Origin of the sequence: Burkholderia sp. Bp8991, assembly GCF_003853795.1 — a bacterium.
Taxonomy (GTDB): domain Bacteria; phylum Pseudomonadota; class Gammaproteobacteria; order Burkholderiales; family Burkholderiaceae; genus Burkholderia.
Genome location: NZ_QTQJ01000010.1, coordinates 1 through 20,091 on the forward strand (window position 1 = coordinate 1; position 20,091 = coordinate 20,091).

Here is a 20,091-nt window from a genome sequence, read left to right on the forward strand (position 1 = left end):
AAGAAGGTGATGCTCGGCAACACGGTCGACGGCGTGTTCACGACGGTGCAGGACGTCGCGCAGACGGTGCTGTTCCTGTCGGCGTTCCCGAGCGCCGCGCTCACGGGCCAGTCGTTCGTCGTCAGCCACGGCTGGTTCATGCAGTAAGGTCCTCGCCTCCCTGACGGGAGGCGATTCCCGTACTACCGCCCATTCTTGCGATGGCGTGCCGTCAGTCGACGCCACGCCATCCGTCACCGCCGTCCACGGCGGGATTTCTCGGAGCAACTGATGAAACCGCACGCGCGTACAGAAAAGCAGGCCGTCGATGCGGCGGACCTGCATCACGAAGCCGGCGCGCCGGCCGCTGCGCGGTCGCTGCCGTACGAAACCATCGCGCTCGTCCTGCAGGGCGGCGGCGCGCTCGGCGCGTATCAGGCCGGCGTGTTCGAAGGGCTGCACGAAGCGGGCGTTCCGCTCGACTGGATCGCAGGCATCTCGATCGGCGCGCTCAACACCGCGCTGATCGCCGGCAATGCGCCCGAACATCGCGTCGAGCGGCTGCGCCAATTCTGGGAAACGATCTGCCAGCCGGCGTTCTTTCCCGCGATTCCGGCCGCGTTCGAATTCGCGCTGTTCAACAGCATCGACCAGGTACGCACGTTCTTCACGGCATCGCAGGCCGCAAGCGCGATGATGCAGGGCCAGCAAGGCTTCTTCTCGCCGCGCTTCCCGCCGCCGCTGCCGGGCGTGTCCGATCATCCGGAAAAGATCAGCTGGTACGACACGTCGGCACTGCGCGCGACGCTGCTCAAGCTGTGCGATTTCGACCGGATCAACTCGGGCGAGACGCGCGTGTCGGTCGGCGCGGTCAACGTCGGCACCGGCAACTTCGTGTACTTCGACAACTCGCGCATCCGCCTCGAACCCGAGCACTTCATGGCGTCCGGCGCACTGCCGCCCGCGTTCCCGCCGGTCGAGATCGACGGCGAGTATTACTGGGACGGCGGCGTCGTGTCGAACACGCCGCTGATGGAAGTGCTGCGCGCGCGTCCGCGGCGCGACACGCTCGCGTTCCAGGTCGATCTGTGGAGCGCACGCGGGCCGCTGCCGCGCACGATGGCCGACGTCGCGGAACGCACGAAGGACGTGCAGTATTCGAGCCGCACGCGTTTCGTCACCGATACGCTGCAGCGCGAACAGCGCTACCGCAACGTGCTGCGCCACGTGCTCGAGCAGGTGCCGGAAGAGCAGCGCAAGAACGACCCGTGGTGCATCGAGGCTGAAGCGATGTCGAGCGGGAAGAAGTACAACATCCAGCACCTGATCTATCAGCAGAAGGCGTACGAGCACCACTACAAGGACTATCAGTTCGGTCTGTCGACGATGCGCGACCACTGGTGCGCGGGTCTCGACGACATCCGCAAGACGCTCGCGGTCAAGGACGGCCTCGCGCTGCCCACCAACGACGCGGGCTTCGTCACGCACGACATTCACCGCCGCCGGTGATGCCGTGTGCGACGGACCGGCGCGCAGGCTGCGCCGGTCCGTCCTCTGTTCCGATTCGACATGCCGATCTTCATTGCGCTGTTCGCGCTCATCGCCCTGGGATGGGGCGCCGTCCACCTGTTTCACGTCATCGCCGCGCAGTTCGGCCAGCCGGTCGCGATCGCGGCCGCCGTGCTCGCCGCCGCGATCCTGATCGCGCTGATCGCATGGTGGATCAAGCGCCGCCGCGACATCGCACCGAACACGAAGGAACAAGGCTGGACCCACATCGTGCATCGCGCGTGGGGCGAGGTGCGCGTGTCCGCGACGCAGGGGCTGCTGTGGCTGTCGCACGACGGCGCGGACGGCCGCTATACGTTGTCGCAGCTCGACGGCTGCGAGGCGGCGCCGATCGGCGGCCGCTGGCATCTCGTCGTGCGCGTGCGCGACGCGGTGCGCGGCGAATGGAAACTGCCGATGATGGACAAGCGCGATGCGCAGCGCTGGGCGCGCGTGCTGATGCTCGCGAAGGACAACCGGCTGTAGGACGGCGGCGCGGTTCCCTGAGCGCCCTAGCGCGCGCCGAGCGCCCACAACGCGTCGAGCACGTGCTGGGTCGACCGCTCGACCGGGCCGGCCCGATGCGCGATGCCCAGTTCGCGCCACAACGCCGGACGCAGCGGCCGCATGACGATGCGTGGGTCGGGCAACGGGGCGCCCGCCTCGTGCGGCAGCAGCGTCGCGCCGTAACCCGCGGCGACCAGGCTCTTGATCGCATCGTTGTAGTTGAGTTCGATGCGCGGCTCGGGCCGGTGGCCGCCGAGCGCGAACCATTCCGTCGTGAGTCGCGACAGGCGGGTGGTCGCATCGTTGAGAATCAGCGGGCGCGCGGCCAGATAGGCCGGCGTCACGCGTGCCGGCAGCCGCCAGTCCGCGGGCAGAAAGGCCAGCACCGGATCGCGCCGCCACGCGCGGATCGACAGCCCCGCGACTGCCGCCTGCGGCAGGGCGACCAGCCCGACGTCGAGCGAGCCCTGCGCAAGCCGCGCCAGTGTGTCGTGCGACGTGAGCACCGCGATCTGGACATCGATGTCCGGATGCTGCTCGCGCAGCCGTGCCACCGCCTGCGGCAGCAGATGGGCAATCGCCCCGGTCGACGCGCCGAGGCGCACCCGCCCGGCCAGGCCCTGCACTTGCCGCTCCACGTCGTCGAGGGTGGACTCGACCTCGGCCAGCAGACGGCGCGCCCGCTCCACCAGCACCGCACCGATCGTCGACGGCTGCACGTTGCCGCGCGTGCGCGACAGCAATGGCGCACCGATGCGGCTTTCGAGTTCCGCGACATGAAGGCTGACCGTCGGCGGCGCAAGATGCAGCACCTGCGCGGCGGCCACGAAGGATCCCTGGTCGGCGATTGCGACCAGCGTACGCAGCCGGTCCAGACTGATCTCGCGCATGCCCACCTCTCGTTCAGGAAAACTGAATCCGGTCATCAGGAAATTCAACTTTTCCTATTCTAGGCGTTCGATGGACGATACGGCTTTCCCGATGCCCGAAACGAGGAACGCGACCATCATGAGCCTCCCTACTGTCTATATCGACGGCGACCAAGGTACGACCGGACTGCAGATCCACGAGCGCCTGCGGGATCGCACCGACCTGCGGCTCGTCACGCTGCCGGATGCCGAGCGCAAGGACCCCGCGCGGCGCGGCGAAGCGATCAACGCGTGCGATATCGCGATTCTGTGCCTGCCCGACGCCGCCGCGCGCCAAGCGGTCGGCTTCATCCGGAATCCGGCGGTACGCGTGATCGATGCGAGCTCGGCCCATCGCACCGAACCGGAATGGGTCTACGGTTTCCCCGAGATGGCCGACGGGCACGCCCAGGCCATCGCACGTGCACGGCGCATCACCAATCCGGGCTGCTATCCGACAGGCGCGGTCGCGCTGCTGCGGCCGCTGCAACAGGCCGGCCTGCTGCCGCGCGACTACCCGGTGAGCATCCATGCGGTGTCGGGTTACTCGGGCGGCGGCCGCGCCGCCGTCGACGCATTCGAATCGAACGACGCCGCGCGCGCGAAACCGCTGCAGGTCTACGGCCTCGCGCTCGCGCACAAGCATGCGCCCGAGATCCAGCTGCATGCCGGGCTCGCGCACCGTCCGCTGTTCGTGCCGGCTTACGGCGCCTATCGGCAGGGCATCGTGCTGACGGTGCCGATCGAGCTGCGCCTTCTTCCGGCCGGCGTGACTGGTGAGTTGCTGCACACGTGTCTCGCGCACCATTACGCCGGCGCGCGCCATGTCGAGGTCACGCCGCTCGCGGATACGCGCACGATCACGCATCTCGATCCGCAGGCGCTGAACGGTACGAACGACCTGCGGCTGAGCGTGTTCGTCAATGACGATCACGGTCAGGTGCTGCTGTCCGCCGTGTTCGACAATCTCGGCAAGGGGGCATCCGGCGCGGCCGTGCAGAATCTCGACCTGATGCTCGGCACGGAGAGCGCTGCGAAAGCGGCTTGAACGCCGGAGCCACGGGTGTGAGCCGCGGTTTGGGTGCGGGTGCGGGTGCGGGTGCGGGTGCGGGTGCGGGTGCGGGTGCGGGTGCGAGCATCATCGTCGGTCGGGCCCGTACCTCGCGCCCATCGACGTATCGCTGCCTGTTGCGTCGTATCGGCCCATGACGCGATGGCACGCCCAAAACAGACATGTGCCGACGTCGCAGACATGCCCCCGTAAAAGCTCACCTTTCGCCGATTTCAGCCCGCATCGTCGCTCGCCGCGGCATTCAACCCGGCGAGCGCCTCCGCCAGAAAATCGACGCACACGCGCACCTTCGCCGAAGCCGCGACGCGTTCCGGATAGACCGCCCAGATGTTCGCCGGCTGAATCACGTCCGGCAGCACGCGACGCAGCGCGCCGCGTTCGATCAGCGGCCCCGCCTCCCAGATCGAGCGCAGCACGATCCCGCGCCCGGCCAGCGCCCATTGCACGGCCACCTCGCCGTGGTTCGTCGACAGCGCGCCGCCGACCTTCACCGTTGCCGTTTCTCCGCGCAGGTTCAGCCGCCACACGCCGAACGGATGGTCGCGCTCCTTGATCGCGAGGCAGTCGTGCGACGCGAGATCCGCGAGCGTGCGCGGCGTGCCGCGTCGTGCGAGATAGTCGGGCGACGCACACAGCACGCGATAGTTCGCGGCCAGGCGGCGCGCGATCAGGTGATCGGCGATCTCGTCGCCGATGCGCACGTCGAGGTCGTAGCCTTCGCCCGCGACGTCGACGAGCCGGTCGAACAGATCGAGCCGCACGTTCAGCTGCGGATAGCGCGCGGAGAAGTCGAGCAACGCCGGCGCGACGACGTGGCGGCCGAAGCCGAAGCTGCTCGAAATGCGCAGCGTGCCGCGCGGCACCGAGCGCGTGGTCGAGACATCCTCGACGAGATGATCGACGTCGTCGAGAATCTTCTCGGCACGCGCGAACACGCGTTCACCGGCCTCGGTGACCGTCACGCGGCGCGTCGACCGATGCAGCAGCCGCGTGCCGAGCTGCGCCTCGAGCAGCGCGATGCGCTTGCTCACGTACGCGGGCGACACCGCGAGCTGCTCGGCGGCCGCGCTGAAGCTCGTCAGGCGGACGACCAGGCTGAAGACGCGCAGGTCGTCGAGATTCGGCGATTTGTTCACGATTCGTGGAAAGTCGATTAACCTTTCGCACGATTTTAATCTGAATGGAAATAAATAAAATGGCGTCACGTTCCGCTGCGCACGCTGCCGGCGGCCCGAACAGCCAAGGAGGCTTGCATGAGCGACAAGACGTACAGGATTGCCGTCATCCCCGGTGACGGCATCGGCCGTGAAGTGATGCCCGAGGGCCTGCGCGCGCTCGACGCCGTGACGGCGCGCTTCGGCATCCGTTTCCAGTTCGAACAGATCGACTGGGCGAGCTGCGACTACTACGCGCAGCACGGCAAGATGATGCCGGACGACTGGAAGGCACAGCTGTCGGACATGGACGCGATCCTGTTCGGTGCGGTCGGCTGGCCCGCGACGGTGCCTGACCACATTTCGCTGTGGGGTTCGCTGCTGAAATTCCGCCGCGAGTTCGACCAGTACATCAACCTGCGGCCCGCGCGCCTGTTCGACGGCGTGCCGTCGCCGCTCGCCGGCCGCAACGCGGGCGACATCGACTTCATGATCGTGCGCGAGAACACCGAAGGCGAATATTCGTCGGTCGGCGGCACGATGTTCGAAGGCACCGAGCGCGAAGTGGTCATGCAGCAGTCGATCTTCACGCGTCACGGCACCGAGCGCGTGCTGAAGTTCGCGTTCGAGCTCGCGCAGCGCCGCGCGAAGCGCCTGACCGTCGCGACGAAGAGCAACGGCATCGCGATCAGCATGCCGTGGTGGGACGCGCGCGCGGCCGAGATGGGCGAGCGCTATCCCGAGATCGCCGTCGACAAGCAGCACATCGACATCCTGTGCGCGCGCTTCGTGCTGCAGCCCGACCGCTTCGACGTCGTGGTCGCGTCGAACCTGTTCGGCGACATCCTGTCCGACCTCGGGCCGGCCTGCACGGGCACGATCGGCATCGCGCCGTCGGCGAACCTGAACCCGGATCGCACGTTTCCGTCGCTGTTCGAACCGGTGCACGGCTCCGCGCCGGACATCGCGGGCCAGTACGTCGCGAACCCGATCGCGATGATCTGGTCGGCGGCGATGATGCTCGACTTCCTCGGCAACGGCGCGGGCCGCGAACGCGAAGCGCACGATGCGATCGTCGCGGCGATCGAGGACGTGCTGCGCACCGGGCCGCGCACGCGCGATCTCGGCGGCCAGGCAGGAACGCAGGAAGTGGGTGAAGCGATCGCGGCGCGGATCGCAGGCTGACGGAACGATGCGCAGGGCGCGCGCAGGTGGTCGATGGATGCATGTTCAGGGGTGAGCAACACGACCGGCTGCCGCGCACCCTGGTTGATTCCGATGCGCGGGCCTGGACGCGCGCGTGTCGGTATCGATGTCGATTTCGAACGGTGAGCAACGCGATGCGGTGACACGCACGGTCACGTGTCGATCCATCGCCGTAACCGGCATCACGTCGAAGTCGAGCGGTGAGTTGCATCGCGCATCGCTACACACCGATCGAATTCCGCCAGTGTCGATGTCGCATTCGTTTCGCGCGCGGGCAACGCAACGAAAGCGCGAGCACTGCAATGCGCACGGCGCTTCCGTCAGCGCAATCGCGCCGTTTCCTGCGAAGAATGATCGGTGAGACGCGGGACGTGAAGAATCACACCGTCCCGCACGGAATCGCTCCTTCTCCCGAAAACTCTCACCTCAATACACGGCTCCCGAATTTCCTCACCGTTGAGCACAGGCGGCACGCTCGATGCGTGATCGAACGCGTCCACGCGTCGTCATCGTGCTGCGTCACAGCCCGAGATCGGACAGGCCGGGATGATCGTCCGGACGGCGGCCGAGCGGCCAGTGGTACAGGCGGTCCGCTTCGCGAATCGGCAGATCGTTGATGCTCGCGTGGCGATGCGCCATCAAGCCGTTTTCGTCGAACTCCCAGTTTTCATTCCCGTATGAGCGGAACCAGTTGCCGGCGTCGTCATGCCATTCGTAGGCGAATCGCACCGCGATGCGATTGCCGTCGAACGCCCACAGCTCCTTGATCAGCCGGTAGTCGAGCTCGCGCGTCCATTTCCGCTGCAGCAGGCCGACGATCTCGTCGCGGCCCGTCACGAACTCCGCGCGATTGCGCCACCGGCTCTGCGGCGTATAGGCGAGCGACACGCGCAGCGGGTCGCGCGTGTTCCACGCATCCTCCGCGGCGCGCACTTTCTGGCGCGCCGTGTCGAGCGTGAAGGGCGGAACGGGCGGACGAACTTCCGGGGAAGCGGACATGGGATGCTCCTGTTCAAGGTTGGGCTGCGCACGAACGCAGCCGGTTGGGACGCGTTACTGCGACGCTCGAGACACCGTATCGAGCAAGCATTCGGCGGCTGCGCGCGCATCGCGCGCCGCGACGGCATCGCCGCTGACGAGCGCCACGGCGATCGCGCCGTCGATCAGCACCAGCCATTGACGTGCGAGGCGGGCCAGCCCGCGGCGCTCGATCCCGGCTGCGTCGGCATACGCGTCGAACCGCTCGCGCACGAACGCGAGCAAGCGCGCCTTGTGCATGCGCGCGACGACGCGCACCGGATCGTCGGCGTCGGCAATTTCACCGGACGCGTTCAGGAATGCGCAGCCGTGAAAATCGGGTTCCACGAACCAGTCGCGCAGCACATCGAACATTCCGAGCAACTGCGCACGCGGCGACTTGCCGCGCGCCAGCGTCGCGTCGACGAACCAGCGCATCCAGCGTTCGTCACGGCGCTCGAGCGCGGCCACGACCAGCGCCTCCTTCGATTCGAAATGCGAATAAAAGCTCTTTCGCGCGGCACCGGATCGCTTCACGATCGCATCGACACCCGTGGCGTGGATGCCGCCCGAGTAGATCAGCGCCTCGGCCGCGTCGAGCAGCCGGTCGCGAACGGCCGGTTCGCCGGAGAGGTCATCATGTGTGTTCATGGGTTTACGGTAGAACGATCGTTCTCCCTCGTCAACAGCCGCGTGAAAAGGCCCTGCCGTCGGAAGGGCCGATCGCCGCATGGTCCCGATGGCGAGCGGCGCATTGCAGCCGGCGTTTACGACATTTTTTCTTGAAGCTGGCGCGGGGGGCTCACTACACTTCGGTCACCCTGTCTGGCCGAAAGGACATCATGCAGCGACCGGAATCCGCACGCTCCGCGCGTGCCTATGCGGCTTATGCGAAGCGGCTCGACGGCCGCGTGGTGGTAAGGCGTTTCGATCCGCGCAGCGATTCGTATGAGTCGCTGACCGCGTTGCTGCATCGTGCGTACGCGCCACTCGGCGCCGCGGGCTTCAACTGTCCGGGTGTCGACCAGCCGGCGTCGGCGACGCGCGAACGCATGCTCACCAGCGAGTGTTTCGTCGCGCTCGGCAACGCGCATCTGGTCGCGACGATCACGATGCAACCGCACGATCCCGATTCGCGTTGCGATCCGTATCGCAGCCGACGCGTCGCGACGCTCGGCCAGCTGGCCGTCGATCCGGTCTGGCAGGACCGCGGCATCGGCCGTGCGCTGCTCGCGTTCGCGCAACGGCGGGCTGCCGCGCGTGGCGCGACGCACATCGCGCTCGATGCGCCGCATGCGGCTGTCCGGCTCGTCGACTTCTATCGTCGCGAAGGGTTTCGGTTGATCGACGTGATGCGGTTTGCAGGACACAGCTACGACAGCGCGATCCTGTGCAAGGCGGTTGGCGTAGCGGGCGCGCCGATGCCTGTATCCGACACGACATCGATCGACGTCGCGCAGCGCGCCGGAGCGGCGTCGTGAGACGCGAAAGCGACGACGATCGCGCGCGGCTCGCACTACGTCGCGCCCGCACGCGGGCAGCACTGCGCATGCGCGGGCTGGTGAAGCTGACGGTCATCACGATCGCGGTCACGCAGATGCTGACGCTCGCGTTCGACAGCCTGCTCGTGTTGCTGGGCGACACGCCGGAAGCCGCGACATTGCTGCTGTTCCGCTTCGTCACGTGCGCGCTGGTCAGCTTCTGGCTTCAGGCGGACGCATCGCGCGCGTATCGGAATGCAGCGCAAAACGGACTCGTGACGGTGTCCGGCGCGCATGGCGATCTGATCGAAATCGCACCGCAATGCCCGAAACGCTGGCTCGTCGTGTTGAGTCTGCAACTCGAGCCGCGATGGCCGAACGGTGAGCGGATCGAATAGCAGGCAGCGCACCGATCGATGCCGGCTGGCGGGCTGATGGGTGAGTTGCATGTCGGTGATCGGCTCACGCCTCGAGGCCGAGCCGTGACCGGGTTGCGTGGTGACGTGCTGGCGCTGACGCAGGGCAAAACCATGACACGCGATGATGCGGCAAGGGCCCACTATTCAGGCACGACAAGCGAAAACGGAAGGGCAGGAAGAAAGGCACGCGCCGAGCGACGCGACGGAGTGGGCAGCGGAGCGGCGCTGATGGGTGAGGTGCATGCGCGATTGAATGTCACCGATGAGTGCTGCGGAATCGAAGTGCGATCGCCCTCGTATCGCTGACGAGAAACGACGTGCAGCCCGTTGAATTCCACGCCTGCGCGACACGCGGCAGCATGATCGAGCCGCCGTTCGGTACGCAAACACAGCTCCCGAATATTCTCACCTTACGCGTTCGTCGAAGCGGCCCAGCCCCGACAAACGCTCATGCCCGCACGAGCGGGGCAGCCGGCAAACGTACCGAACCGCCCCGCCGGCGCTCAGACCGTCCAGTCGAGAATCACCTTGCCGCTTTCACCCGACAGCATCGCGGCGAAGCCTTTCTCGTAATCGTCCGCCGCAAAGCGATGCGTGATGATCGGCGACAGATCGAGACCGCTTTGCAGCATCGCGACCATCTTGTACCAGGTCTCGAACATCTCGCGACCGTAGATGCCCTTGATCTCGAGCCCCTTGAAGATCACCTGGTTCCAGTCGATCGCCGTCTGCGCGGGCGGAATGCCGAGCAGCGCGACCTTGCCGCCGTGATTCATCGCCTCGAGCAGGCTCGTGAACGCGCTCGGTACGCCCGACATCTCGAGACCGACGTCGAAGCCTTCCGTCATGCGCAGGTCGGCCATCACGTCGCGCAGCGACTCGCGCGCGACGTTGACCGCGCGCGTCGCGCCCATCTTGCGCGCGAGCTCGAGCCGGTAGTCGTTGATATCGGTGATCACGACGTTGCGCGCGCCGACGTGCTTCGCGATCGCGACGGCCATGATGCCGATCGGGCCCGCGCCGGTGATCAGCACGTCCTCGCCGACGAGATTGAACGACAGCGCCGTATGCGTCGCGTTGCCGAACGGATCGAAGATCGACGCGAGATCGTCGGAGATCTCGGGCGGAATCTTGAACGCGTTGAACGCGGGAATCGCCAGGTACTCGGCGAACGCGCCTTCACGGTTCACGCCGACGCCGACGGTGTTGCGGCACAGATGCCGGCGCCCCGCGCGACAGTTGCGACAGAAGCCGCACGTGATGTGGCCTTCGCCTGACACGCGATCGCCGATCGCGAAGCCGCGCACTTCCTGCCCCATCTCGACGATCTCGCCGACGTATTCGTGACCGACGTGCATCGGCACGGGAATCGTCTTCTGCGCCCAGTCGTCCCACTTCCAGATATGGATGTCGGTGCCGCAGATCGCCGTGCGGCGAATCTTGATCAGCACGTCGTTGTGTCCGACTTCGGGGCGCTTCACGCGCGTGAGCGTGAGGCCCGGGCCGCGTTCGAGCTTTGCCAGTGCTTTCATGGTCGCGCCTCCGTCAGACGATGCCGAGCGACTTGCCGACGCGCACGAACGCGGCGACCGTCTGATCGATCTGTTCGGGCGTATGCGCGGCGCTCATCTGCGTACGGATGCGCGCGCGACCGCGCGGCACGACCGGGAACGAGAAGCCGATCACGTAGACGCCTTCGGCGAGCAGCTTGTCGGCCATGTTGGTCGCAAGCTGCGCTTCGCCGAGCATCACCGGGATGATCGGATGCGCGCCCGGCACGAGCGTGAAACCCGCAGCCGTCATCTGCTCGCGGAAACGCGCGCCGTTCTCGCGCACGCGTTCGCGCAGCTTCGCCCCTTCGTCGCTGCCGAGCAGTTCCAGCACCTTCAACGACGCCGCGGCAATGCTCGGCGTCAGCGTGTTCGAGAACAGGTACGGGCGCGAACGCTGGCGCAGCAATTCGACGATCTCGCGGCGGGCCGCGACGTAGCCGCCCGATGCGCCGCCCAGCGCCTTGCCGAGCGTGCCGGTGATGATGTCGACGCGACCGTCGACGCCGCAGTGCTCGGGCGTACCGCGGCCATGCGCGCCGATGAAGCCGACCGCGTGCGAATCGTCGACCATCACGAGCGCGCCGTAACGATCGGCGAGGTCGCAGATGCCTTTCAGGTCGGCGATGATGCCGTCCATCGAGAACACGCCGTCGGTCGCGATCAGCTTGTGGCGCGCGCCCGCGGCGTCGGCTTCCTTCAGCTTCGCCTCGAGGTCGGACAGGTCGTTGTTCTTGTAGCGGAAACGCTTCGCCTTGCAGAGACGGATGCCGTCGATGATGCTTGCGTGGTTCAGCTCGTCGCTGATCACCGCGTCGTTCTCGTCGAGCAGCGTCTCGAACAGGCCGCCGTTCGCATCGAAGCAGCTCGAATAGAGGATGCTGTCCTCGGTGCCGAGAAACGATGCCAGCGCGCTTTCGAGCTGCTTGTGCACGGTTTGCGTGCCGCAGATGAAGCGCACCGACGCCATGCCGAAGCCGTCCTGGTCGAGACCGGCCTGCGCCGCGGCGATCAGGCGCGGATCGTTCGCCAGACCGAGATAGTTGTTCGCGCAGAAATTCAGCACGCCGGCACCGCCGGCGAGCCGCACGGCCGCCGCCTGGGGACTCGCGATCTCGCGCTCGGTCTTGTAAAAACCGTCCGCGCGGATCTGGTCGAGCGTCCCGCGCACCTGGGCGAGAAAGGCATCACGCATCTCAAAGCTCCTGACAGGGATTCGCATCCCGTCGCGCGCCACTCGTGGCGGCAGCGCAACGGCCTGCTACTGTTATAGTCGGTCGTTCGGTTGACCGCATTTATCCGATATTCCGAACTAAAATTCGAAATACCGAACAACTCTAAGCGAACGGAAACCAAATGGCAAGTTCCTCCGCGTCGCGGCGCACGCCTGCCAGCGCCGCACCGCAAGCGCCGGGCGTGACGCCGCCGCGCGTCGGCGAGCAAATCCAGCGCCTGCGCAACGAGCGCAAGCTGACGCTCGACGACCTGTCGCGCGCGGCTGGCGTATCGAAGTCGATGCTCTCCGAGATCGAGCGCGACAAGGCCAATCCGACGATCGCGGTCGCATGGCGGCTCACGAATGCGCTCGGCATCACGCTCGACGAGCTGTTCTCTCAGCCGAAAGCGCCGGAGACGATCCGCGTGGACGGCCCGCACGACATCCCGACGCTCGCCGGCCACGACGGCCGCTATCAATTGCGCGTATGGGGCCCGATCGACCTGGCCGGCAAGTTCGAGTGGTACGAACTGACGCTGCCGGGCGGCGGCGCGCTCGTGTCGAACGCGCACGAACCCGGCACGCGCGAGCACCTCACCGTGCTGCAGGGCGCGATGGAAATCGAAGCCGCGGCGGCGAGCCGACGCCTGAAGGCGGGCGACACCGCGCGCTACCCGGCCGACACGCCGCATGCGATCCGCAACCCGGGCAAGGCCGAGGCGCGCGCACTGTTGATCGTGATTCATCGCTGACGATGCGGCTAGCTGGCCGAAAGGCCAGTTGCGGAAAATACTGTATGTTTGTACAGTAAACGAACATTCCGCCATGCATGGCCGGGGCGGCGCACCGAGGCGCCCGCGCCGGTCGACAGGAGCCTGCGATGACAGAAGAACAAGATTTGGCCGCGCTCAGCTTCAAGGCTGCCGCGCACGACCTCGAACTGATCGTCCGCCATATAGCCGGGCGCTACATCCGTCAGCGCGTCCCGCTGTCGTGGCGCCTGCTGCACGCGATCGAAGCCGAGGCGCTCGCCGATCTCGGTTTTGCCAGCCGGCACGAGGCCGGCATGCGTCAACTGTTCGAACGGCCATCGGACATGACCTTTCCCGAAACGGACGATCCGATCGACTTCGGCCGATCGAACGCGCTGCCCGCCGTGTTCTCGTTCGCGGTCCTCGCGTATGAAGCCGCGGCCAAATCGCAGGAAGCGGCGCCCCGCGAACGCGTTCACCGCCCGTCGAAGGCGTGGGGCGACTGACGTCAGGCCCCGAGCGTCCGACACGGTGGGCGGCTCCCGCATCCTGCTGTCCGCGACGTTGCGGAAAGGGCTACCATATACGCAACTAACGGAATAAATGACATGTCCCTTCCCACGCCCTCCGACACCCCGGCACGCCCGGAAGAAAAGGATCTGTTCGACCGCGGCGCGTCCGACTGGATCATCTCGCCCGAAGCCGCGTTCGACGCGTGGCTTGCCATGCAGGACTACCGCCGTTCGTCGGCCGACGTCTACCGCGCGCAATGGGGCGCCTTTCTTGCGTGGCTGCGTGCAAACCAGAAAAACCTGGCCACGGTCGATACCGCAACGATCGCGAACTTCGTCGGCGAGCTTCCGATCCGGAAAACGCAGCGAATGCGTTATTTGCGGCTGATCGAACGCGTGCTCGACCACATCCGGCGCACCGAGTTCGCGTCCACCAACCCGGCCCGCTTCATTGCTCAGGACGGCGAAGCGAACTGGCGTCAGGCACGCGACAACGAGCCAACCGGTTTCCTGACGCCGGCCGAACGCGCAAAGTTGCTGGCCTACCTGTTTTCGCCGATCGGCGTGTCCGGCTCCGCGTACTGGAAAGAGCGGCGCGACCGCGCGCTCGTCGCCGCGTTTCTCGGCGCCGGCGTGAAGACCGGCGAAGCACGCGTGCTAACGATTAGTTGCATCAATACGAGCGGAACGTCGCTGCAGATCCCGTCGACGCATCCCGATTTCGCGCGCGAAACCCATCTGGCGTCGTTCGCGATCGCGTTGCTCGAAGCGTGGCTCGTGGAGCGCAAGCGCCAGGAGATTCCCGGCGAGCTCGTGTTTCCCGCATCGCACGCCGGGCGGCCGATGCACAAGGCGACGATGTTGCGCGCGATCGACGCGATCGTCGAATCCGCGGGGCTGACGTCGTCGCGCACCGCGCGCGCGAGTCCGCAAACGCTGCGCAATACCTATGCGGCCGAGCTGTTCGAACACGACGTACCGCCCGAGCGGGTCGGCAAATGGCTCGGCTTCGTGCGGCCGATCTCGTCGAACCGGCTGCACCGCGCGTGGAAAAACTGGCGTGACGATCTCGCGAATGGTGACGCTTCCGACCAGGACGAAACTCACTGATGACGAACCGGCTGCTCACGCGACGTGATTCGTGAGCAGCCTTGTGCGGCGTAGCCTCACCGTTTCCCTGCTCCCGAAAAACCTCACCTCACGCGTCCCGAATCACCTCACCTGTGCGATCGCTGTGCCGACCGGCGCGTCAATCGCGTGCAAAGCGTGCGATCGCTTCGAATCGTGAAGGCCAGGGCCCCGACGCATGTTCGCATTCGGGGCACGATACTTCGAACCCGTCGTCGCCGTGCGACAACTCCGGTTCGCCATCGCAATGCGGGCACTGGGTCGGCACCGGAATTTCATGGTCCAGTGACGTCCCGATCGCGGAAAACGCATCGGCATCCAGCTGACCGGCATCGGCCAGGCGCCGGATCAGCGCGGAAATCTCCGGGTTCATCCCGCGGCTCGCGCGCAGCGTATTCACCTCGCGCGTCGCGCGCTCCAACTCGTCGCCCTGGCTGCGAAGCTGTTCCTCGAGCCGGTCCGCGCGGGCCTTGGTCGAACTCAGTTGCTGAAGGAAATCGAATTCCTTGCGTTGCACGTCGCGCAAACCGCTCTGATAGGTCGACGCCATGCTGCGCAGCGAGTCCAGCTCGACCAGCATCGGTTTGACGCGGCGCTCGGCTTCGGCCACCGCATCCTTGATCTGCTGCGCATAGTGTTCGGTGCGCTGCTGCAATTCGGCTTGCAGCGTGTCGATACGGTCGCGCAGCGCCGCGTTCTGCGTCTGTTCGGCATCGACGCGGCCGGCCATGGCGGCCAGTTCCTTTTCGAGTCGGGCGACTGTGGTGAGCAGCGTCGCCTCGTTTGCCGAACCGTGCGTCGATTGCGAGGCCAGCTGCACCTCGAGCTCGGTCACACGCGCCTGCAGCTGCTCGTTGCGGGCTTCGCTGCGCGTCAGCGCGCCCTCGAGGGTTTCCTGGCGAACCGTGGCGTCGCGCAGCCGCTGTTCCGCATCGGTCACGCCGGCGCGGATCTGCTCGCGGTCGACATCGAGACTTTCCCTGGCCGCTTTCAACGCCTCTTCATATAGCGCGCCGAGCAATGCGCCCGCCTTTTCCTCGACCGCTTTCGGAATCGCCGCACCGTCGAGCCGAACCTTCGACGCGGCACGGATCCGTTCCCAGAAATGATCGATGTCCTTCGGAATGTCGCTGGCACTGCCGGTCTGGGTCAGATCGCGGACATTGGCGGCCGACGGCCGGATGCCGAGATCGAAAAACAGGCGCTTGCAGGCATGCAGCGACAACTCCTGGCGGCGCGCGCCGCTCGCGCGTAGCGATTCGAGTTCTTCCCGGATGGCTTCACGTATTTCATCCAGCGTCATGGCAGGACTCACAGACATTGAAATGTTGTGATCATAACGGAATACGTATTTTTTGATACCTGTTTTTGTCGGCCGCGGTGAATTTACGTCACTGTGCACAGAAATCGGCGCTGTGAGCCGATCTGGATGAGCCAGCGTCCCGATTCCGTGAAACAAAGCGAAGAAAGCGAGCCAAGTACTTGTGCTGAAAGCGTTTTTTAGCAAGCCCCGAAAAAGGGCATTTGTTTCACATGATGGGCGTCACGCTCACTGTCGGTGTTCAGGGGTTGGGGTCTCTGTGGAAAACTCGACGACCGATGTCTTGAGAGTATTAGAAGTAAACACCCTTGAACCCTTAGTTAAAAACGTTAACGCCACGGCACAGCCTTATGTAGCAAGGCTTTCCGGCCGACAAGGTGAAGTTTTACGGGAACCAAGGTGATCTTCTGCGGGAGCTGAAGTGATGGGGTTCGGGGATCTGCGTGAGCCGATGCAGGAAAGGTCGTGAGCGGATTCGGGATCACAGTGGAATGCGAGATTTCCCAAAGGTGAGGTTTTTCGGGGCCGCACAGCCATGGAACCCGCGCTGTGCCTGCGCGCACAGTTTTCTGCCTGTGCAGACATAGGTGAGAATTTGCGGGACCTTACTCGCGCCCCTATTCTGCCCATCTTTTGGGCAGTTTTCATGAAAGGTGAGGTTTCACGGGACTCCACAGGGATTTGCTGTGAGGATTTCCGGGAACCGACGGTCATTTTGCACAGCAAAAGTGCCCTGTGGGGCCTGTGAAGCCTGAAAGGTGAGGCTTTTCGGGAGCGAAATCCGGGTTTTCCTGCCCGGATCCCGTTGAGGTGAGCTTTTTCGGGACATCGATCACAGGCTGTCGTTTGCCTGATAGGTGAGTCTTTTCGGGAGCGCCATTTGCTCGAAAATAGGGCAAAGGTGAGTCTTTTCGGGACCCATAACGGGGCGAACTCGCTGAAAAGCCCGCCGGGACTGGCAGAAATCTGATTTTTGCTGTGCCACTTTTTGGCACAGGTGAGAGTTTTCAGGAGTCGATACACAGCTGCCGCCGACGTTCGCCTGCCGCAAAGGTGAGGCTTTTCGGGGGGCGATCGCCGGACACAGCGGAACGCCTGCTGCACATAAGTATCGGACGGCATTGACATTTTTGATACCGCGGCGGTTACGGTGAGGTTTTTCGGGAGCCGTATCCGCGTCCGTTGGAGCGCCGCTTTTTTCAATAAGGTGAGGCTTTTCGGGAGGTCCTGGCTGGCGATCCCGCGTGTGCCGGGGACTCGTCTGGATCCGGGGCACAGAATTCCGAGCCGCTGAGGTGAGAATTTTCGGGACCGAACGGTTTCCGTGCGCTGTACAATGCGCGCCCGGGCCTGTGAATCGGCTTCGATGGCCTCGAGGCGCATCCTTTTGGGCGCGCTTCCCGGGTCCCGGGCGTGGTTGCGGTCGCCCCGGTCAGCCGCGCCTGTACATGCATACAGGCCGGTGCGGGCCTGTCCGCTCGATGTCGCGACGTCCAGTGGCGACCCTGTGACGAGGACCCGGAAGTGCAGTCGTAAAATTACGACAAATCGAAAGGTGAGCCGATACGGGAGCAAGTTTCGCACGTGTCGAGCACAGGCGAAAATCTGTGAATCCGCGCATCCCGCGACACGTCTGGACGAGTCCGAAACGCTGTAAATCCGGACCGGTGAGGGTTTTCGGGAGAGGGTTGGGGTGAGTGCCGTTTCACACGCGCACTTCACCCGCTATGGTGAGCATGTCGTTCTGGACGCACATCACCACAGGCGCTATCCTTCCGTGAAACTTCTCCTCCGACCCGACGCATGGCCACGAAGCGCGCCAAGAAAACCGATGTGGATGTGGTGAGTGCCAGTTCAGCCGAATTGCGTAAGGCCGTCGAGGCGATCGCAATTCAGCCGAAGAGCGGCAAGATCACGCTCCTGACCCGCAAGCTGTTCAACGTCCTGCTCGCCGTCGCGCAGCAGGCCGACGACTCGGGCGATACGTATCGCGCGCTGCTGTCGGATATCGTCGCCAACTCCGCCTTCGATTCGAACGACACCGCGCTGGTGAAGGAACACCTGCGCCGCATGGTGTCGGTCCAGGTTGAATGGAGCACGGGGACGTCGAGCCAGAAGCCGGGCCGCAAGTGGGGGATCTCGACGCTGATCGCCGATGCCGAAATTCTCGAGGATCCGGCTACCCGCCGCGTGTGGGTCGAATTCTCGTTCGCACCGAAGATCAAGAAGAAGCTGCTCGACCCGGTCCAGTACGCGCGTCTGAGCCTGCAGTTCCAGAGCCAGCTGCGCAGCAGCGCCGGTCTCGCGCTCTACGAGATCTGCGTGCGCTACCTGACGAACCCGAGCCACCTGACGATGCGCGAGCCGTGGGAATGGTGGCGGCCGATCCTGTCGGGCACGCCCGATACGGAAGCCGGCGACGAGGCGAAGCGCGAGTACAAGTACTTCAAGCGCGACTACCTGCGTCCGGCGATCGCCGAGGTCAATGCGGTCACCAATATCTTCGTCGAACTGATCGAACATCGCGAAGGGCGGCGGGTCGCGGAGATCCAGTTCCGCGTGACCGAGCGCAAGCAGCCGATGCTCGCGCTCGACGAGCATCCGAACGTGTTCGACAGCACGCTGGTCGACCGGATGGTGAAGCTCGGGATTCCGCTCAAGGAAGCGCAGACGCTCTACGCGGACAGCGAGGAAAACCGGATTCGCGCCGCGCTGCAGATGACCGAGCAACGGATGCGCAGCACGACGCTGCCGCCGGTGCGCAGCGCGCCCGCGTTGTTCAAGGATGCGCTGAAGAAGGGTTATGCGCCGCCGGTCGAGTCCGTCGACGCGCTGCCGTCGGGCGCGCCTGCCGCGAAGGTCGTCGCGGCGCAGCCGGACGATCTGAAGGCGCGTCTGTTGAGCGAATTCGCGGCGTTCCGCCGCAAGGAAGCGAAGGTGCTGTACGAGGAGCAGGGCGACGCGGAGCGCGAAGTGGCGCGCGAGTCGTTCGAGTCGGAAGTGCTGCCGACGATGGGCTCGCACCTGCGTGACGACTGGCGCAAGCGCGGCCTCGATTCGAAGCTGGCCGAGACGGCGTTTTTCGACTGGCTGGCTCAGAAGACCTGGGGCGAGCCGACCGACGGCGACCTGCTGTCGTTCACCCTGAATCAATCGCGGGCCGCCTGAGGCCTGTTCAGGCCCCTCTGAGGGGCCGCCGCCGGCCGCCCGCCCAACCGGGGGGCCCGGCGCATCGCCAGGCCCTGCCGGCCGTTTCCATCAGTCCGACAACAGCATCCGCTCGAGCTGCTCGAGGATCGCGTCGCGCTTGTCCTTCGGGAGGCCGCGCAGGCGCAGTTCGATGCGGTCTTCGCCATACGACTTCAGGTCGCCGACCGACTTGCCGCCGAGCTTGATCTCGAGACGCTGCGCATAGCGCTGGCGGGCCGCCGGCTTCGGCGTTTCCTGCGCCGCGACGCGGCCCTTGACGATGTCCGACACCTGACGCGTGCTGAGATCGTCGGACACGATCTTGTTGATCAGGCGCAGCGTCGCCTCGGTGCCGCGCGCGTTGTGATAACGGCCGACCTGATACGCCATGTTCGAACCGAAACGATCGGGACGCGCGACCATCTCCTGCATCACGCTTTCCGGCAGCTTGCCGATCGACAGCGCGACCGCGACCGTCGACTCGTCGAGGCCGAGATGCTCGGACAGTTCCTTCTGACTCAGGAAGTGCTTGTCGTCGAGGAAGCGGCGCCATACGACGGCGTTGTCGAACACCGTCTGCGAATCGCGTTGCACGTTCAGGTCGTAGCCGAGCTTGTAGCTCTGGATCCCGATCGGCACGTCGATCACGATCGCCTTTACCGACTCCTTGTTCGCTTCCTTCAGCGCGCGCACGCGGCGGCCGCCATCGCTGACGAAATACGAACCCGGATTGTCATAGTCCGGAATCACGTGGATCGCCTGCTGCTGCCCCTGCTTCGCGAGGTTGACCGCGAGTTCGGCAATCGACGACTTCAGATAGAAGTGCCGCGGGTTGAACGGGCTATGCTTGATCGCCTTCAACGGCAGTTCGATTACCTGGCCGGGCGCATAGCGGTTCTCGAGGCGCCACGCGCGATATTGCGGCGACTCGTCGATCGACGGATCGAGCAGGACGTCCGGAGACGGTGGCGGCGTGATGTCCTTCTTGGCGGACTTCGTCGGGACCGGCGTGGCCGTCTCGGATTTGACGATGCCGTCGATGGCATTCAGCCGATCAAGCGCCGTGCGCTTCTCGCTCGTCGTGATATCCGGGCGCGCTTGGAATCCTTTTGCAAATTGGGAGGGTTTCATG

At 65.3% G+C, this 20,091-nt stretch carries 18 protein-coding genes and 1 pseudogene; 11 read left to right on the top strand and 8 right to left on the bottom strand.

The window, feature by feature from the left end; genetic code table 11:
- The 3 genes and pseudogenes from DIE02_RS13525 to DIE02_RS13535 form a co-directional block, all read left to right on the top strand.
- A pseudogene (locus tag DIE02_RS13525) lies at positions 1–147 on the top strand (3-hydroxybutyrate dehydrogenase); the annotation flags it as partial.
- 123 nt (positions 148–270) lie between these two features.
- On the top strand, positions 271–1,488 hold the full coding sequence (locus tag DIE02_RS13530; protein ID WP_044849279.1) for a patatin-like phospholipase family protein: 1,218 nt from the start codon (positions 271–273) through the stop codon (positions 1,486–1,488).
- Positions 1,489–1,548: 60 nt separating this feature from the next.
- Entirely contained in the window at positions 1,549–2,013 is a 465-nt protein-coding gene (locus tag DIE02_RS13535; RefSeq protein ID WP_124520195.1) for a hypothetical protein, read from the top strand.
- A 26-nt stretch (positions 2,014–2,039) separates the two neighbouring features.
- Here the strand turns inward: DIE02_RS13535 and DIE02_RS13540 are convergent, their stop codons facing one another.
- Positions 2,040–2,924, bottom strand: coding sequence for a LysR family transcriptional regulator (locus DIE02_RS13540; protein WP_124529235.1), 885 nt, complete (start codon positions 2,922–2,924; stop codon positions 2,040–2,042).
- 118 nt (positions 2,925–3,042) lie between these two features.
- Between DIE02_RS13540 and argC the strand changes: the two genes are divergently transcribed.
- Entirely contained in the window at positions 3,043–3,990 is a 948-nt protein-coding gene (gene argC, locus DIE02_RS13545) for an N-acetyl-gamma-glutamyl-phosphate reductase (protein ID WP_124529076.1), read from the top strand.
- A gap of 236 nt (positions 3,991–4,226) precedes the next feature.
- Here argC and DIE02_RS13550 read toward each other — a convergent pair whose 3' ends face one another.
- Positions 4,227–5,150, bottom strand: a complete 924-nt coding sequence (locus DIE02_RS13550; RefSeq protein ID WP_124520192.1) for a LysR substrate-binding domain-containing protein — start codon at positions 5,148–5,150, stop codon at positions 4,227–4,229.
- Positions 5,151–5,267: 117 nt separating this feature from the next.
- Here DIE02_RS13550 and DIE02_RS13555 point away from each other — a divergent pair, with 117 nt between their 5' ends.
- Positions 5,268–6,353, top strand: coding sequence for a tartrate dehydrogenase (locus tag DIE02_RS13555; RefSeq protein ID WP_044848750.1), 1,086 nt, complete (start codon positions 5,268–5,270; stop codon positions 6,351–6,353).
- A gap of 540 nt (positions 6,354–6,893) precedes the next feature.
- On the opposite strand, the gene DIE02_RS13560 is transcribed toward DIE02_RS13555, so the two are convergent.
- The gene (locus DIE02_RS13560; protein ID WP_124485965.1) at positions 6,894–7,373 is read right to left on the bottom strand and encodes a nuclear transport factor 2 family protein; all 480 of its coding nucleotides are present in this window, start codon (positions 7,371–7,373) and stop codon (positions 6,894–6,896) included.
- A 54-nt stretch (positions 7,374–7,427) separates the two neighbouring features.
- Positions 7,428–8,042: a TetR/AcrR family transcriptional regulator gene (locus DIE02_RS13565; RefSeq protein WP_124529078.1), complete on the bottom strand. Its 615-nt coding sequence runs from the start codon at positions 8,040–8,042 to the stop codon at positions 7,428–7,430.
- Between the two features lie 191 nt (positions 8,043–8,233).
- Between DIE02_RS13565 and DIE02_RS13570 the strand changes: the two genes are divergently transcribed.
- On the top strand, positions 8,234–8,872 hold the full coding sequence (locus DIE02_RS13570) for a GNAT family N-acetyltransferase (protein WP_124520184.1): 639 nt from the start codon (positions 8,234–8,236) through the stop codon (positions 8,870–8,872).
- Positions 8,869–9,270, top strand: a complete 402-nt coding sequence (locus tag DIE02_RS13575; protein ID WP_124520182.1) for a hypothetical protein — start codon at positions 8,869–8,871, stop codon at positions 9,268–9,270. The genes DIE02_RS13570 and DIE02_RS13575 overlap by 4 nt, the downstream gene beginning before the upstream one ends.
- A 524-nt stretch (positions 9,271–9,794) precedes the next feature.
- On the opposite strand, the gene tdh is transcribed toward DIE02_RS13575, so the two are convergent.
- Together tdh and DIE02_RS13585 are read right to left on the bottom strand one after the other, a co-directional pair.
- The gene (gene tdh / locus DIE02_RS13580) at positions 9,795–10,823 is read right to left on the bottom strand and encodes an L-threonine 3-dehydrogenase (protein WP_044848754.1); all 1,029 of its coding nucleotides are present in this window, start codon (positions 10,821–10,823) and stop codon (positions 9,795–9,797) included.
- 13 nt (positions 10,824–10,836) lie between these two features.
- Positions 10,837–12,036 (bottom strand): glycine C-acetyltransferase, encoded by a 1,200-nt coding sequence (locus DIE02_RS13585; RefSeq protein WP_124529080.1) that lies wholly within the window; start codon positions 12,034–12,036, stop codon positions 10,837–10,839.
- A gap of 161 nt (positions 12,037–12,197) precedes the next feature.
- On the opposite strand from DIE02_RS13585, the gene DIE02_RS13590 reads away from it, so the two are divergent.
- The 3 genes from DIE02_RS13590 to DIE02_RS13600 all read left to right on the top strand — a co-directional run bounded on the left by DIE02_RS13590 (position 12,198) and on the right by DIE02_RS13600 (position 14,431).
- Positions 12,198–12,809: a helix-turn-helix domain-containing protein gene (locus tag DIE02_RS13590; protein WP_124485969.1), complete on the top strand. Its 612-nt coding sequence runs from the start codon at positions 12,198–12,200 to the stop codon at positions 12,807–12,809.
- 128 nt (positions 12,810–12,937) lie between these two features.
- On the top strand, positions 12,938–13,315 hold the full coding sequence (locus DIE02_RS13595; RefSeq protein WP_124485970.1) for a DUF2471 family protein: 378 nt from the start codon (positions 12,938–12,940) through the stop codon (positions 13,313–13,315).
- A gap of 102 nt (positions 13,316–13,417) precedes the next feature.
- A complete protein-coding gene (locus tag DIE02_RS13600) occupies positions 13,418–14,431 on the top strand; it encodes a tyrosine-type recombinase/integrase (protein WP_124485971.1) in 1,014 nt (337 codons plus the stop codon).
- 139 nt (positions 14,432–14,570) lie between these two features.
- Here the strand turns inward: DIE02_RS13600 and DIE02_RS13605 are convergent, their stop codons facing one another.
- The gene (locus tag DIE02_RS13605; protein WP_044848759.1) at positions 14,571–15,752 is read right to left on the bottom strand and encodes a DNA-binding protein; all 1,182 of its coding nucleotides are present in this window, start codon (positions 15,750–15,752) and stop codon (positions 14,571–14,573) included.
- 1,821 nt (positions 15,753–17,573) lie between these two features.
- Between DIE02_RS13605 and DIE02_RS13610 the strand changes: the two genes are divergently transcribed.
- The gene (locus DIE02_RS13610) at positions 17,574–18,938 is read left to right on the top strand and encodes a replication initiation protein (RefSeq protein ID WP_044848760.1); all 1,365 of its coding nucleotides are present in this window, start codon (positions 17,574–17,576) and stop codon (positions 18,936–18,938) included.
- Positions 18,939–19,028: 90 nt separating this feature from the next.
- On the opposite strand, the gene DIE02_RS13615 is transcribed toward DIE02_RS13610, so the two are convergent.
- On the bottom strand, positions 19,029–20,090 hold the full coding sequence (locus DIE02_RS13615; RefSeq protein WP_124529082.1) for a ParB/RepB/Spo0J family partition protein: 1,062 nt from the start codon (positions 20,088–20,090) through the stop codon (positions 19,029–19,031).
- Between the last annotated feature and the right edge of the window lies 1 nt (position 20,091).

Excerpts from the sequence above, each read along its gene's own strand:
- DIE02_RS13535 (WP_124520195.1), top strand. The coding sequence starts at position 1,549 with ATGCCGATCTTCATTGCGCTGTTCGCGCTCATCGCCCTGGGATGGGGC.
- DIE02_RS13600 (WP_124485971.1), top strand. The coding sequence starts at position 13,418 with ATGTCCCTTCCCACGCCCTCCGACACCCCGGCACGCCCGGAAGAAAAG.
- DIE02_RS13555 (WP_044848750.1), top strand. The coding sequence starts at position 5,268 with ATGAGCGACAAGACGTACAGGATTGCCGTCATCCCCGGTGACGGCATC.
- argC (WP_124529076.1), top strand. The coding sequence starts at position 3,043 with ATGAGCCTCCCTACTGTCTATATCGACGGCGACCAAGGTACGACCGGA.
- DIE02_RS13610 (WP_044848760.1), top strand. The coding sequence starts at position 17,574 with ATGGCCACGAAGCGCGCCAAGAAAACCGATGTGGATGTGGTGAGTGCC.
- DIE02_RS13605 (WP_044848759.1), bottom strand. The coding sequence starts at position 15,752 with ATGACGCTGGATGAAATACGTGAAGCCATCCGGGAAGAACTCGAATCG.
- DIE02_RS13570 (WP_124520184.1), top strand. The coding sequence starts at position 8,234 with ATGCAGCGACCGGAATCCGCACGCTCCGCGCGTGCCTATGCGGCTTAT.
- tdh (WP_044848754.1), bottom strand. The coding sequence starts at position 10,823 with ATGAAAGCACTGGCAAAGCTCGAACGCGGCCCGGGCCTCACGCTCACG.
- DIE02_RS13590 (WP_124485969.1), top strand. The coding sequence starts at position 12,198 with ATGGCAAGTTCCTCCGCGTCGCGGCGCACGCCTGCCAGCGCCGCACCG.
- DIE02_RS13530 (WP_044849279.1), top strand. The coding sequence starts at position 271 with ATGAAACCGCACGCGCGTACAGAAAAGCAGGCCGTCGATGCGGCGGAC.
- DIE02_RS13540 (WP_124529235.1), bottom strand. The coding sequence starts at position 2,924 with ATGCGCGAGATCAGTCTGGACCGGCTGCGTACGCTGGTCGCAATCGCC.
- DIE02_RS13565 (WP_124529078.1), bottom strand. The coding sequence starts at position 8,042 with ATGAACACACATGATGACCTCTCCGGCGAACCGGCCGTTCGCGACCGG.
- DIE02_RS13615 (WP_124529082.1), bottom strand. The coding sequence starts at position 20,090 with ATGAAACCCTCCCAATTTGCAAAAGGATTCCAAGCGCGCCCGGATATC.
- DIE02_RS13585 (WP_124529080.1), bottom strand. The coding sequence starts at position 12,036 with ATGCGTGATGCCTTTCTCGCCCAGGTGCGCGGGACGCTCGACCAGATC.
- DIE02_RS13560 (WP_124485965.1), bottom strand. The coding sequence starts at position 7,373 with ATGTCCGCTTCCCCGGAAGTTCGTCCGCCCGTTCCGCCCTTCACGCTC.
- DIE02_RS13595 (WP_124485970.1), top strand. The coding sequence starts at position 12,938 with ATGACAGAAGAACAAGATTTGGCCGCGCTCAGCTTCAAGGCTGCCGCG.